Source organism: Maribacter sp. MS6 (genome assembly GCF_056839185.1).
Window position 1 is genome coordinate 2,789,533 of record NZ_CM166389.1, and the last position, 13,892, is coordinate 2,803,424.

The 13,892-nt window shown below is 38.9% G+C and carries 14 protein-coding genes; 12 read left to right on the plus strand and 2 right to left on the minus strand.

From position 1 onward, the window contains the following. Positions 1-6: 6 nt before the first annotated feature. Positions 7-2,382 (plus strand): ABC transporter permease, encoded by a 2,376-nt coding sequence (locus tag MS6x_RS12260; RefSeq protein ID WP_482602438.1) that lies wholly within the window; start codon positions 7-9, stop codon positions 2,380-2,382. 29 nt (positions 2,383-2,411) lie between these two features. After that, positions 2,412-3,077 carry an ABC transporter ATP-binding protein gene (locus MS6x_RS12265; protein ID WP_482602440.1) on the plus strand — a complete coding sequence of 222 codons (666 nt, stop codon included), beginning with the start codon at positions 2,412-2,414 and terminating at the stop codon, positions 3,075-3,077. A gap of 28 nt (positions 3,078-3,105) precedes the next feature. Here the strand turns inward: MS6x_RS12265 and MS6x_RS12270 are convergent, their stop codons facing one another. Further along, positions 3,106-4,779: an amidase gene (locus MS6x_RS12270; RefSeq protein ID WP_482602442.1), complete on the minus strand. Its 1,674-nt coding sequence runs from the start codon at positions 4,777-4,779 to the stop codon at positions 3,106-3,108. A gap of 196 nt (positions 4,780-4,975) precedes the next feature. On the opposite strand from MS6x_RS12270, the gene MS6x_RS12275 reads away from it, so the two are divergent. The 10 genes from MS6x_RS12275 (at position 4,976) to MS6x_RS12320 (ending at position 11,800) form a co-directional block, all read left to right on the plus strand. Then, positions 4,976-6,118: an Mrp/NBP35 family ATP-binding protein gene (locus tag MS6x_RS12275; protein ID WP_482602444.1), complete on the plus strand. Its 1,143-nt coding sequence runs from the start codon at positions 4,976-4,978 to the stop codon at positions 6,116-6,118. Between the two features lie 11 nt (positions 6,119-6,129). Continuing rightward, on the plus strand, positions 6,130-6,369 hold the full coding sequence (locus MS6x_RS12280; RefSeq protein ID WP_482607165.1) for a NifU family protein: 240 nt from the start codon (positions 6,130-6,132) through the stop codon (positions 6,367-6,369). Positions 6,370-6,445: 76 nt separating this feature from the next. Then, positions 6,446-7,507 carry an NAD(P)/FAD-dependent oxidoreductase gene (locus tag MS6x_RS12285; RefSeq protein ID WP_482602446.1) on the plus strand — a complete coding sequence of 354 codons (1,062 nt, stop codon included), beginning with the start codon at positions 6,446-6,448 and terminating at the stop codon, positions 7,505-7,507. Between the two features lie 88 nt (positions 7,508-7,595). Continuing rightward, positions 7,596-7,928, plus strand: a complete 333-nt coding sequence (locus tag MS6x_RS12290; RefSeq protein WP_482602448.1) for a 2Fe-2S iron-sulfur cluster-binding family protein — start codon at positions 7,596-7,598, stop codon at positions 7,926-7,928. Positions 7,929-8,339: 411 nt separating this feature from the next. After that, positions 8,340-9,083, plus strand: a complete 744-nt coding sequence (locus MS6x_RS12295) for a hypothetical protein (RefSeq protein WP_482602450.1) — start codon at positions 8,340-8,342, stop codon at positions 9,081-9,083. An 86-nt stretch (positions 9,084-9,169) separates the two neighbouring features. Then, a complete protein-coding gene (locus tag MS6x_RS12300; RefSeq protein WP_482602452.1) occupies positions 9,170-9,949 on the plus strand; it encodes a DUF6090 family protein in 780 nt (259 codons plus the stop codon). Between the two features lie 66 nt (positions 9,950-10,015). Beyond that, positions 10,016-10,423, plus strand: a complete 408-nt coding sequence (locus tag MS6x_RS12305; protein ID WP_482602454.1) for an endonuclease domain-containing protein — start codon at positions 10,016-10,018, stop codon at positions 10,421-10,423. A 90-nt stretch (positions 10,424-10,513) separates the two neighbouring features. After that, complete coding sequence (locus MS6x_RS12310) at positions 10,514-10,993, plus strand: DUF6090 family protein (RefSeq protein ID WP_482602456.1); 480 nt, start codon at positions 10,514-10,516, stop codon at positions 10,991-10,993. Between the two features lie 11 nt (positions 10,994-11,004). After that, complete coding sequence (locus tag MS6x_RS12315) at positions 11,005-11,295, plus strand: hypothetical protein (protein ID WP_482602458.1); 291 nt, start codon at positions 11,005-11,007, stop codon at positions 11,293-11,295. 244 nt (positions 11,296-11,539) lie between these two features. Continuing rightward, positions 11,540-11,800 (plus strand): hypothetical protein, encoded by a 261-nt coding sequence (locus MS6x_RS12320; protein WP_482602460.1) that lies wholly within the window; start codon positions 11,540-11,542, stop codon positions 11,798-11,800. 241 nt (positions 11,801-12,041) lie between these two features. Here MS6x_RS12320 and MS6x_RS12325 read toward each other — a convergent pair whose 3' ends face one another. After that, a complete protein-coding gene (locus MS6x_RS12325) occupies positions 12,042-13,778 on the minus strand; it encodes an ABC transporter ATP-binding protein (protein WP_482602462.1) in 1,737 nt (578 codons plus the stop codon). Between the last annotated feature and the right edge of the window lie 114 nt (positions 13,779-13,892).

Below are 13,892 nucleotides of genomic sequence, written 5' to 3' on the forward strand. Positions count from 1 at the left end.
GACATCATGCTAAAACAAAATATAGTATTGTATTTACGGAGTATTAAAAAGCATAAAAGCAGCTTTTTGATTAACGTTGTAGGGCTGTCAACTGGTCTTGCATGTCTGCTATTGGTGTACCTATGGGTATCTGATGAGCTAGCGATGGACAAGTTTCACGTTAATGAAGAACGTATCCATCAGGTTTTTAGAAATATGCCTAACAGTGACGGAGAAATACGTACACAGCGTTCTAATTCTAGTCTGTTGTTAACGGCCCTTGAAGAAGAAGTTCCCGAAGTTGATAAAGCTGTGGCGGTCCACGAAATTTATGGTGGTGTACTACTACAGTCCGAACAAAAGAAGATGGGCAGTAATGGTATTTTTGCGAGTGAAGATTACTTCAAAGTGTTTTCAGTTCCGCTACTGGCAGGCAGTAAAGATGACGCGTTAAAAGATGTGAATTCGATAGCGATTTCCAGTGATTTGGCATTTTCATTATTTGGATCATCTGTTGACCCTATTGGGCAGTCTATAACCATCAAAAATGGTGAATATGATTTGGATGCGTTACTTACTATAAAGGGAGTTTTTGAACTTCCTAAAAATACGTCCGAACGTTTTGATTTTGTGGTTTCCTATAAAAAATTCCTACAAGACCGTAATCCGGATTATATTAATTGGAATAGTAATAGCTCAAGTATATATGTGTTGCTTCAACCAGAGACTGATATTGATCAATTCAACATAAAAATCGCTGGTTTCATAAAACACAAGGATGCTAATAATACCGCTACTGTCTTCTTGTCTCGCTATTCAGACAATTATTTGAACGGGCGTTTTGAGAATGGCAAACCTGCAGGGGGAAGAATCGGCTATATTTATCTTTTCTCGATGGTAGCTGTTTTCATTTTGCTGATTGCTTGTATTAATTTCATGAATTTATCAACTGCAAAAGCCTCTAAACGTTTGAAAGAAATTGGAGTAAAAAAGGTGGTAGGCGCCAACAGAAAAGCACTCATTTTACAATTTCTAGTAGAGTCGGTCATGTTGTCCTTCTTTTCATTGTTAGTCGCCTGTACTATTGTTTGGCTTATCCTACCATGGTTCAATACATTAACGGGAAAGGAGATGTTGTTTTCCGCAGACCCAGGACAGTTAGCTGTGTTCATGGGAATTAGTCTTTTTACCGGCTTGTTGGCAGGTAGCTACCCTGCACTATATCTTACTAAGTTTAGTCCCGTTAGTGTATTAAAAGGAAGAATTGCCACCGCTTTCGGAGAATTAATGCTTAGAAAAGGCTTGGTTGTTTTTCAGTTCGCCATATCTATTTTATTCATAGTTGCCGTAAGTGTTATCTACAAACAATTGGATTTTGTACAATCTAAAAACCTGGGATACGATAAGGATAGTGTTATTGTATTTGACCAGCAATATGGTCTTCCAAGTACGATGGAAACCTTTATTGAAGAAGCAAAAAATATTCCCGGTGTAGTAAACGCTTCCTACATGCAAGGCCAAATGACCAATTTTGATAATACCTCATGGGGTCATCGATGGCCAGGTCAAACTGAAGCTGGTAAAAACCTGGAATTTAAACATTCTCATGTTGGTCCAGACTTTATCGAGACTATGGGTATTGAAATGAAGGAAGGGCGTTCTTACGTCAACGAAAAGCCGGATTCTGGCACAAAAATTATCTTGAATGAGACCGCCGTAAGACTCATGGGACTTGAAAACCCCATTGGTACTATGATAGACATGCGTGGTCCCAACCGGGAAATTATCGGGGTGGTAAAAGATTTTCATATTCAATCGCTCTATGAAGAAATAGTCCCTATGGCATTGCTTTGTAAAACAGAATGGGTTAGTACAATGTTGGTTAAAATGAAGGCAGGGGAAGAAAAGGAAACCCTGGCAGCATTGACTTCGCTTCATGATGAGTTTAATCCAGGACTTGCTTTTGATTTTCGTTTTATGGACAACCAATATCAAAAGATCTACCAAGCTGAGCAACGCGTGGCAACCCTGTCAAAATATTTTGCAGGTATGGCTATTTTAATCTCATGCCTAGGATTATTCGGACTTGCTGCTTTTTCTTCAGAAAGAAGAAGAAAAGAAATCAGTATACGTAAGGTGCTTGGGCAGAGTATACAACAAGTGACCATAATGTTATCGACGGAATTCCTGAAATTGGTAATAATTTCAATCCTAATTGCTTTACCATTGGCCTATTTGCTGGCCTCAAACTGGCTCTCACAATTTGCGTATAAAATTTCGTTACATGTAGGATATTTTGTCGTTGCAGGATTGGCAGCACTCGTTATTACATTAGTTACCGTAGGTGGTCAAGCTATTAAAGCCGCAACGAAGAACCCGATTAATGCATTAAGGGAGGAATAAATCAACATTAATACTTTTAAATTAAAATTATGCTACTACAGTTAAACAATATTTTTAAATGGGTCAACTCGGGAGGCCAACGTATTTTTTTATTAAAGGACATCAACCTTCAGGTGGAAGAAGGGGAATTTATTTCCGTAATGGGTCCTTCAGGATCCGGGAAGTCGACTTTATTGAACGTTATAGGAATGTTGGATGCTTTTGACGAGGGCGAATATCATTTTTTGGATGAATCCGTACACAGTTTAAAGGAAAAACATCGTGCTAATTTGTACAAAGAATATATCGGTTTTGTATTTCAGTCCTATCACTTGTTGGATGAATTAACGGTGCAGGAAAATTTGGAAATGCCTTTATTATATAAAAAATACAAGGGCTCCGAGCGAAAGGCAATGGTAGCGGATATGTTGGATAGATTCAACATCGTAGGTAAAAAAGATTTGTTTCCGGCGCAATTGAGTGGCGGTCAGCAGCAATTGGTTGGGGTTGCCAGGGCTTTAATTGCCAATCCTAAATTGATATTGGCAGATGAGCCAACAGGAAATTTGAACTCGCAACAAAGTAAAGAGATTATGGACCTCTTCAAAAAACTGAATCAAGAAGATGGTGTAACCATTATTCAAGTAACGCACTCAGAGAAAAACGCGGCTTACGGTTCAAGAACCATCAATTTACTGGATGGAAGGAAAGTTTAAAGGATAACACTACTTTAAATCATCCTTTTTAATCTACATACCCCTTAGGGTGCATTTCGTCGTACTGGGTATTTTTTTGAAAGGCTTTGGCTAACAAAAGAATGCTAGCCTCATCGTATAAATTACCCACAAGGGTAATGCTAGTAGGATGCATTTCTTCGTCAAGCCCTGTCGGAACTGAAATTACAGGATGCCCTGTAAGATTTGTAATAACTAACTGACGGTTGCCAAAAGTTGGGGAGATGAGCACATCATACTCTTTCATTATAGTGTTCATTTTTTCGATTAGGACCTGTCTATGTCTGTTGGCCTGTAGGTATTCAACTGCAGGAATAAACCGTGATTGCCGCAGCGAATTTGCCCTGGATTTTTGATTCTGTTCTACCATTTGGTCCACATTGCCCGAGCGTACTAAATCATCAAAGAATGCCCCAGCCTCTGCTCTTAAGATAATATCAAAACCTTTGTACGGTACATCATCGGGTAGTTCAACTTCAGTAAGTTTTAATCCTAGTTTTTCGAAGGTTCTAATAGCCCGTTCGGAGTTTGCCTTGCTTAACGTAGTGTCTTTTTCAATATCTTTTTTTAGATAACCTACACGAAGCGTACTGATATCTTTTTTGGGTTCAAAACCATCAGGATACGCTGTGGTTGTTTGGTCCTTAGGGTCTTTTCCAGAGATAAAACTATAGACTATTGCACAATCTTCCGCACTTCTGGCCATGGGACCAACCTTATCCATCGACCAGCTAAGACTCATAACGCCATGTCTACTTACTCGGCCGTAGGTAGGTCGTAATCCGGTAATGCCATTCGTTGTGCTAGGCGAGGTAATTGAGCCCAAAGTTTCCGTACCAAGTGCAAAGGGCACCAACCCGGCAGAAGTAGCTGAACCAGAACCAGCAGACGAACCACTGGCACCTTCTTCGATATCCCACGGATTCTTTGTCTTGCCGCCAAACCAGACGTCTCCTCTTGCTAGGGATCCTGAGACCAGTTTGGCGATTAGAACCGCTCCTGCATTTTGGAGCCGTTCAACAACGGTTGCCGTTATATCTATTTCCTGTTTTTTATAGGGTGCCGCACCCCAGGTAGTTTTATAGCCTTTAACGGCCATTAAATCTTTAACGCCGTAAGGAATGCCATGAAGTACGCCACGGTACTTTCCTTCCTCTAGTTCTTTATCCATTTTTTTTGCCTGTCTAAAGGCCATTTCTTCGGTAATGGTAATAGTACATTCCAGTGTTGGATTGTATTTTTTATGGCGTTCTATAAAGAACTTGGTGAGCGCCAAGGAAGTAATTTTCTTGTTTTTAATAAGTGAGGCCAATTGTAGAATGGAATAGTAAGCAAGATTATTCTCATTGTCGGGAAGTTCTACTGCTGCTGGTATTTCCCAATCTGGAAAACCCGCTTGGGGCCTTGCTGAAAAATCTTTGGGTAAAGGGTCAAAACGTATGGCAGGAAAAATCTCGTTGTCCAAGGTATATTTCCGTAAAGAATCAAAACCTTCTTTATTTCGCTCCAAATAAGGATAAATGGTGTCTATCTGTTTTTTATCGAAATCTAGGCCAATTAATTTTAGACTGTTGGACACATCGTTTTTTGAAAATTCAGCTTCGGATTTTTTACAATCACTTAGGAGAAGGAACAAAAGGCTTCCTAGCACTAATCCGACTACTCTTTTACAACATAATGGCATGTATTTTTGCTTTGATTTAATCCTCCTAATGTACACTTTTTGCATGGTTTTGTTGGTTAGGTTACTTCAAAACGAAGTAAATACAGATTTCCAACTACAGTAAGTTCTGTTTATAACGACATCTTCATTTTCAATAGCATAACTTCTCCATCTCATGGCTAAAAGTTATCTTTGTTGTTTAGAATCGATATATATAATGAAGCTAGATAAAAAGGATATTTTAAAAGCGTTGGAACTTATTACGGTTCCTGGCGAAGGTCAAAATATGGTCGAAAGCGGTGCCGTAAAGAACGTTCAGATTTTTGGTGATGAGGTAGAGGTTGATATTGTAATTGCAAACCCAAGCTTACAGGCACGAAAAAAGACCGAGGTCGAGATTTTAAAAATAATCCATAAAGAAGTCTACGAAAAGGCCAAGATTAAGATCAATATAAAGGTTGATGCTCCCGCCGCTAAACCTAAGACGAATGAAATAAAAGGGAAACCTATTCCAGGGATACAGAATATTATCGCCGTTGCATCTGGTAAAGGTGGCGTGGGAAAATCTACGGTTACAGCAAACCTAGCTGTTACTTTGGCCAAGATGGGTTTTAAAGTTGGTCTTCTTGATGCCGATATTTACGGGCCGTCCATGCCCATTATGTTCGATGTTGCCCAAGAGAAACCTTTGGCAGTAAACGTGAATGGAAAATCAAAAATGAAACCTGTAGAAAGTTATGGTGTAAAATTACTTTCTATCGGATTTTTTACCCAACGCGACCAAGCTGTTATTTGGAGAGGACCTATGGCTTCAAAAGCGTTAAATCAAATGATTTTTGATGCGCACTGGGGGGAAATCGATTTTATGATATTGGATTTGCCTCCCGGTACAGGAGATATCCATTTGAGCATTATGCAGGCGATGCCGGTTACTGGTGCCGTTGTAGTGAGTACACCGCAAGAAGTGGCGTTAGCCGATGCAAGAAAAGGAGTGGCGATGTTTCAGCAGGATTCTATTAATGTACCTGTTTTGGGTATCGTGGAGAATATGGCCTATTTTACACCTGCGGAGCTGCCCGAAAATAAATACTATATTTTTGGTAAGGAAGGTGCTAAAAATTTATCAGAGGATCTAAAAGTACCTTTTCTCGGGGAAATTCCGTTAGTCCAAAGTATACGCGAAGCGGGAGATGTAGGTAGACCTGCAGCGCTGCAAGATGGTACAGCAGTTCAGTTGGCTTTTGAAGAAATAACGAAGAACGTGGTTCAAGAAACCGTGAACAGAAATACAAATATTCCGCCAACCGAAGCAATTAAAATAACAACAATGGCAGGATGTTCTGCCATTAAAAAGAAGTAATTATGGTTACAATGACTTCAGAGGAGCTTAAGAGCAGCGTAGAAAAGGCATTAGCTGAAATACGTCCTTTTTTACAGAGCGATGGTGGCGATATCACTCTAATTTCAATAGATGATGAACGTTCTGTAAAAGTGCGTTTGGAAGGCAACTGCATTGGTTGTTCCGTGAACCAAATGACGCTTAAAAGCGGAGTAGAGATGACGATTAAAAAGTATGCTCCGCAGATACAAGAGGTCGTTAACCTTGCCTAGTACAAACCTGATAAATATCATGAGATACTAGCGGTACGGAATGCTATCTTTGTTGTGTTTTAAAAAGAAAATTTAGATGATTAAAACTGATATACTCATAATAGGAGCAGGGCCTACGGGTCTTTTTGCTGTTTTTGAAGCTGGACTATTGAAATTAAAATGTCATTTGATAGATGCATTGCCACAACCGGGTGGACAATGTTCCGAGTTATACCCAAAAAAACCTATCTACGATATCCCAGGATTTCCCGAAGTTTTGGCTGGAGATTTAGTAGATAACTTAATGGAACAGATAAAACCTTTTCAGCCTGGATTTACATTAGGAGAAAGGGCCGAGACCATTGAGAAATTGGAAGATGGTACGTTTGTGGTAACCACATCAAAAGGTACAAAACATAATGCTCCCGTAGTAGCGATTGCTGGTGGTCTGGGTAGTTTTGAGCCACGTAAACCACCTTTGGAAAATATTGCCAAGTATGAGGATAACGGTGTAGCTTACATGATAAAAGACCCCGAAGTGTATCGTGATAAGAAAGTAGTTATTGCAGGGGGAGGTGACTCTGCCTTGGACTGGAGTATTTTTCTGGCCGATGTGGCATCAGAAGTAACTTTGGTACACAGACGTAATGAGTTTAGGGGTGCCTTGGATTCTGTAGAGAAAGTGCAGCATTTAAAGGATATAGGTAGAATAAACCTAGTGACTCCTGGTGAGGTTGTAGGGCTTCAAGGGGAAGACACCTTGGAATCCGTTATCATTAGAAAAACGACGAATGCAGCCGAAGATATGATGTTGGAGACGGACTTTTTTATTCCTCTTTTCGGCCTATCACCCAAATTAGGACCTATTGGAGACTGGGGATTGGAAATAGAAAAAAATGCCATAAAAGTCGATAATTCACTGGATTACCAGACCAATATACCTGGGATTTATGCTATAGGAGACGTAAATACCTACCCTGGAAAACTGAAATTGATTCTTTGTGGTTTCCACGAGGCCACATTAATGTGCCAAAGTGCCTACCAACGTATTTTTCCAGATAAGAAATATGTGATGAAGTACACTACTGTTGGCGGTGTTACCGGGTTCGATGGAAGTAAAAAGGAATCACCAAAAGCAGTAGTAAAAGCTATCAATTAGTAATTTACCTGCTAACCTAAATTACCGAGCGCTCTCTAATATACATGAGAATGATAGCAATAGAATAGGCAAGAACAGCGTACTTTAAATGACCGATATAAAGATTAAAATTACCGATAGGGACGGGGTACCGCACGAAGTAGATGCCCCGACTGACATGAATATGAACTTGATGGAACTGGTTCGGGCGTATGAGCTAGCCCCAGAAGGCACCATTGGGATTTGCGGTGGCATGGCCATGTGTGCCTCTTGTCAATGCTACGTTCAATCAGATCACGAGCTACCGGAAAAATCCGATGATGAAGAAGCGATGCTTTCGGAAGCTTTTAATGTAAGGGAAAATTCGCGTTTAGGGTGTCAGCTGCATATATCGGAAGACATGGATGGCCTTGCGGTAGAATTGGCTCCGGAAGAGGGGTGATGAACTGCAAAAATGAAGCGGTTACTACTCTTTGTACAAAATTATGTTTACTTCAAATGCGACTAGTACCATACCAATTTATGTTTTTTATAGCATAGTCGGACACCTTCAAATGCTGTTGAAATAGCTCCGTAAGAGGTGATATAACGAAACTGCTCAAAAGAAAAAAGGAAACTGGAAATTTGTTTCGTCGAATTTAGGATAGAACTGTCTGGTAAAACGGCGAATATCCAAAACTTTATGCATAGCATAGAGACCAAGGACATCATGGTTCTCTCTCCACATCTTCAGTTTAGTGAGAGTTGAAAATACTAACTTTCCCAACTGTTTGTTGGCTACACTATTGACCCCTTCTATTTAAACCCTTTGATTCCATAAAATCATATCTTTACAGGAACCAACCATGTTCTTATGATTAAATTCTTTAGGCGAATTCGCCAAAATCTTCTCTCTAAAAACAAGTTTTCGAAGTACTTGCTTTATGCCATTGGCGAAATTGTACTAGTTGTAATAGGAATTCTGATTGCACTGCAAATCAATAATTGGAACCAAAAACGAATCCAGAAACTTGAAGAACAGACCATTGTAAAGAACATTCATACTGAATATTTGCAAAACAAAGCGATTATCAAAAGAAGAATTGAGGAAAATGAATCATGCGAGGCTGCGCTCAGACAATTAATGAATAATATAGGTAAAGACGAAGCGTATCTTAAAAAGCAAAATATAGACAGTTTGCTTTTTTATGCCTTTGACCCACCTATATTCAGACCCTCGGAAAATACCATTTCTGGTCTCGTACAATCGGGACGTTTGGAATTGCTCCAGAATAAGGAATTGGTTAATTCAATATATAATTGGGGACGAACGATGAAGGCATTGACAGATAGAACAACAAGGTTTGCCGCAAAATTAGATAACGAGATTTGGCCCTATTTATCAAAAAGATATCCCTTTAAAGATATGGATGCCTATGGCCCATTACATTGGCAAGAAAAATCAAATCTGAAGGTGGATAAACTTCAAATTTTTAAAGAAATTGAATTCGAAAACATTACTGACGAATTTTTATACTGGATTGCAGATAACAAAAATCTAATGATAGAATTAGACCTATTGATAGACAAAATACTTAAGGAAACTCAATATGATTAAATTTTTCAGAAAAATTAGACAAAAACTACCCGCTAAAAGCCTCCCCTCCCTGGAGGGGATTGAGGGGTGGGTAAAATTCGTAAGCTATGATTAAATTTTTTCGAAGAATAAGAAAGTCTCTTTTAGCTGAGAATAAGTTCTCAAAGTACCTACTCTATGCCATAGGCGAAATTATCCTCGTAGTCATTGGTATTTTGATAGCTTTACAGATCAATGACTGGAACCAGAACAAGAAGAATAGAAAATTAGAACAGCAATATTATTGTCGTTTATTGGAAGACGTAAAACAGGATTATAGTAATTATGAATACTCCCTTGAACTGTTAAACGTAAGAATTAACGCGAATAACGTTATGATTCAAACGTTGTTAGACGATACGTTACCTTTAGACAGTATCACCCCAAACCTTTTAAAATCCGTCAAATTTTCCAACAGAAATTATCGAGCAACAACCGACGCTCTGGAAGACATTAAATCGAGTGGAAATTTGAACATACTAACAGACCTTTCTATTAAAAATAAGTTGGCCTCTTACTATGAATCAATGACTAGAACAAGCTCCATTATAGAAACCAATGGAAAGGCAATCACAGATAAACGTTTTTTTGAAAAGAAGGATTTAGTGAGTTCAGGATGGATAAAGATTGCAGAGGAATTGAACGGTATTGATACGACAAAAGTCGACCTTGACGTACTAAATTCAAAAGTTAATTTTACAGCTGAAATAAGGGAAATAATGTTAAATGATGCCATATTTTATTTGGGAATCAATGCTCGTAATAAACAAATTTTGAAATCGGTTGAAAATGAAATACTATCCATGATTGAGTTACTCAATTCTAAATGTCAAGAGCCCAATGATTAAATTCTTTAGAAAAACCTGCTCAGTTATGCTCCCCTCTTGGGAGGGGATTAAGGTGTGGGTATCGCTATGAGGAAAATAATTCCATATAACCAAAATTTGATCGCTTACGCCAGAGAACTACGGAATAACATGACTTTGGGTGAGATTGCCCTTTGGCGTGAAATCAAGGGCAAAAAATTGGGTGTTCGATTTAGCAGGCAAATACCAATAGACCAATATATCGTCGATTTTTATTGCAAAGATTTGAAACTGGCCATTGAAGTTGATGGTTCCATTCATTTTAAAGAGGGTCACCAAGAAAAGGATATGATACGTCAAAACCGATTGGAAAGCCTTGGGATTACCGTAACTCGATTCAGCGATTTGGATGTAAAAAATAATTTGGGTTGGGTTCTAGAAAAGATTAAAATGGAAATTGATAACTTAAAACCCACCCCTAACCCCTCCCAAGAGGGGAAAAGTTCTGAACCATGATAAAACTCTTTAGAAATATCCGTCAAAAACTAACCGCTAAAAGCCTCCCCTCTTGGGAGGGGATTGAGGGGTGGGTAAAATCCGCAAACGATGATTAAGTTTTTTCGCAGAATAAGAAAGTCTCTTTTAGCTGAGAATAAGTTCTCAAAGTACCTCCTCTATGCCATGGGTGAAATTATACTCGTTGTAATAGGAATTTTAATTGCACTGCAAATCAATACATGGAATGAGCAGCGGAAAGACAACGTAAAAGAACAGGAGATTCTAAAAAGGTTAAGAAAAGAGTTTGTATCGAACCGGGTACAACTTCTGGAAAAGACTGAAAGCAAAAAGGACATAAATAAAAAATGTACACGTTTGCTTACTTTTTATAACGAACCAGAAAAGGCGGAATTAGATAGTATCTTCGCATATCTTGGTAGTGTTATTCCAACAACCTTTGACCCGATTCAAAATGACTTGGTGCGTTCGGGAAATATTGAAATCATTAAAAGCGAAGAGCTAAAGCAGCTACTTATCAATTGGAGTACGGATGTCGTCCAACTTAAAGAGGTTGAGCTAATGTTTTAAGATTTTGGGAATTGCAATTTTCGAATTATCTCAACGAAATAGGCATTGCACGCGATTTTGGCTATAGTTTTTGGCAAAAAGCAGGCTCAAGCCTTTTAGAGACCACAGAAACTCTTAATCCAATACCTGGAAAATCCAAAATCAGCAAGGTCAGCAAAGAAGAACTACTGTTAGATCCAAAACTAGAAGGAATCATTGCATGGAGCTTGAACTTAAATACCTTTACCAATCAAGAAAGCGAAACACTACTAAAGCGAATCGATTATATTCTTGAAGTTTTAGCTTCCGAGATTGAAGAATAACGAAAGTGCAACGCTAACCTATGATAAAATTTTTTAGAGAGGTCAGACAGAAAATGCTAACTGAAAATAAGTTTGGAAAATATAGGAACCCTCGCTAGTGCAGGTATCTTGCTCGTGGTGTTAAGAGTAAGTAGCGGTGCTGTTAATGTTATAAGTGTGTAGGCACGCGCGTGAGGCTAGCGCCAGCAAAAGGGATGAAATCACCAAAGATGATTACCAACAAAACACCATTGAGTAAATCTTGTTGAATGAAAAGGATAGAATTCTGCATGCAGAAAATCAGATTTTTGAGGCTACAGAAGTGATTTACGAAGCCATAGACAAACAGATTTCATTTCTGATTTCCAAAACCGATTACCCTTGTAAACATTTATTTCAAATCGGCGGTTTTTTTATTAATGGCGACCGGGATATGGGCTCATTTTCCACCTTCAAACGTTTTGAGCATCATAATCTGGAAACTAAAGAAAAGACCGATATGATGTCATACGTTTCAGATTTCTGATTTTTCGAAAATTTAGTACGGCGATTTAAAGTCCGAGGAGAAATTCGAATAAGTGTCGAAAAGTAGCGCTGGTATATTCGGAAGACTTTTTTGGAAAAAAATGGATAAAAAGTGACTGTTTATAAGATGTAACAGTTTGGAAAAGCCAATGTTTTAAAGAACTAAAAAGGTTAAGCTCGATCCAAAAACTTTTTGAGGACAAAAATCATTTCTCGGTCAAATCAATGGTTTTAGCACAAACCTAAATCCTCGCCTGGTAGGTAAACAGATTATAGTACCTGCCCTCTTTGGCTATCAATTCGTCATGGGTACCTTGCTCTGCTATTTTTCCATTTTCAATTACTAGGATTTGATCAGCTTTGCGAATCGTACTTAAACGGTGGGCAATAACAAAAGTGGTTCTGCCCTCTGTAAGGGTTGCTAAACTCTTTTGAATCAAGGCTTCGCTTTCTGTATCCAAATTCGAGGTTGCTTCGTCTAAAATTAAAATTTTAGGGTTTGCAAGAACCGCTCGTGCAATGGCAATACGCTGTCGTTGACCGCCGGATAGTTTTACCCCTCGCTCACCGATTAGGGTCTCGAGTCCGTCTTCAAAACGGTCTGTAAATTCATCCACATAAGCCGCTTTTACGGCTGCTTGTACTTCTTCTTCGGAGGCATTGGGCCTTGGGAACAGGATGTTTTGCCGTATGCTACCTTCAAATAGGAATTCATCCTGTAAAACGACACCTAAATGTTTACGATAACTATTGAGGTTTACCTTGGATATGTCATTGCCATCGATAGTGATGGTACCTGATTCTGGATTTAAAAAAGTAGCGGCCAAACCTGCAATAGTACTTTTTCCGGATCCGGAACTTCCAACTAGTGCTACCACCGAGCCGGGTTTTACCTCAAAATTAATGTTGTGCAGTACTTCTTTATCTTCTTCATAGGCAAAGGATACGTCGTTGAAAATGATATCTCCTTTAATCTTATTAAGAACTATGGTACGGTTTTCTTCGTCCGCTTCCGGGGTCATGTTCATAAGTTCTTCGGTTCGGTCCAAACCTGCCAAAGCTTCTGTCAATTGGCTCCCAATGTTACTCATTTGTACAATTGGGGCTACCATCAATCCCAGTAAAAAAGTAAAGGTCAAAAATTCACCAATCGTCAGTTCGTCCATCATAATCTTATAACCTCCAATACCCATAATCCCTGTAGTAGCGATTCCTAATAAAAAGGTTGAGGAGCTTGTCATGAACGCCGTAGCGGTCAAACTCTTTTTTACATTTTGAAACAAACGCTCCACGCCTTCCTCAAAAATACTGTTTTCTTGAGCCTCTGCATTGAACCCTTTTATCACCCGAACACCCCCTAGTGTTTCTGTGAGCCTACCGGTAACCTCGGCATTTATTTTTCCTCGATTTCTAAAAATTGGCCGAATTATTTTAAACGCCTTTAGGGCAATGAGTGCAAAAATAGCCAACGGAACAAGTGTAAATAGGGTCATACTCCAGCTTATTTGTAACAAGAGAATAAGGGAAACCACTGCCGTAATGGTACCACCAACAAGCTGTACCAATCCCGTACCAATAAGATTACGCACACCCTCAACGTCTGTCATAATTCTAGAAACCAAAGCTCCCGATTTTGCGTTGTCAAAAAAGCGTATAGGAAGGGAAAGTACTTTTTTCTGTACTTGCGCCCGTAGTTCCGATATCAAGTATTGCGCTTGTACACTCAAAATTTTGGTCAATAGAAAAGAGGTAACCGCCTGTACTAAAATAGCGAGCGCAACGGCTGCCACTAACCACTTTAAAAAATCGGTATCCTTATTGGGGATAATGTCGTCCATTAAATATTTTAACGATAATGGAGCTACAAAACTTGCCGCCTTGCTGATTACAATTAATACCAAGCCTATAAAAACTAGATTTCTCCTAGGCCATATAATGGTCTTAAATGCACTTAAAATACTTACTTTTCTCTCTGCCATGTTCCAAGTTTCAAAAGAAGTTGCAAGTTAGTTGAAATTAAAGAGAATACTTGTCGTTACTAAAATGTATATCCTAGTAATCTAGGTTCTGAACCGTGCAGTACAATTTAAAAA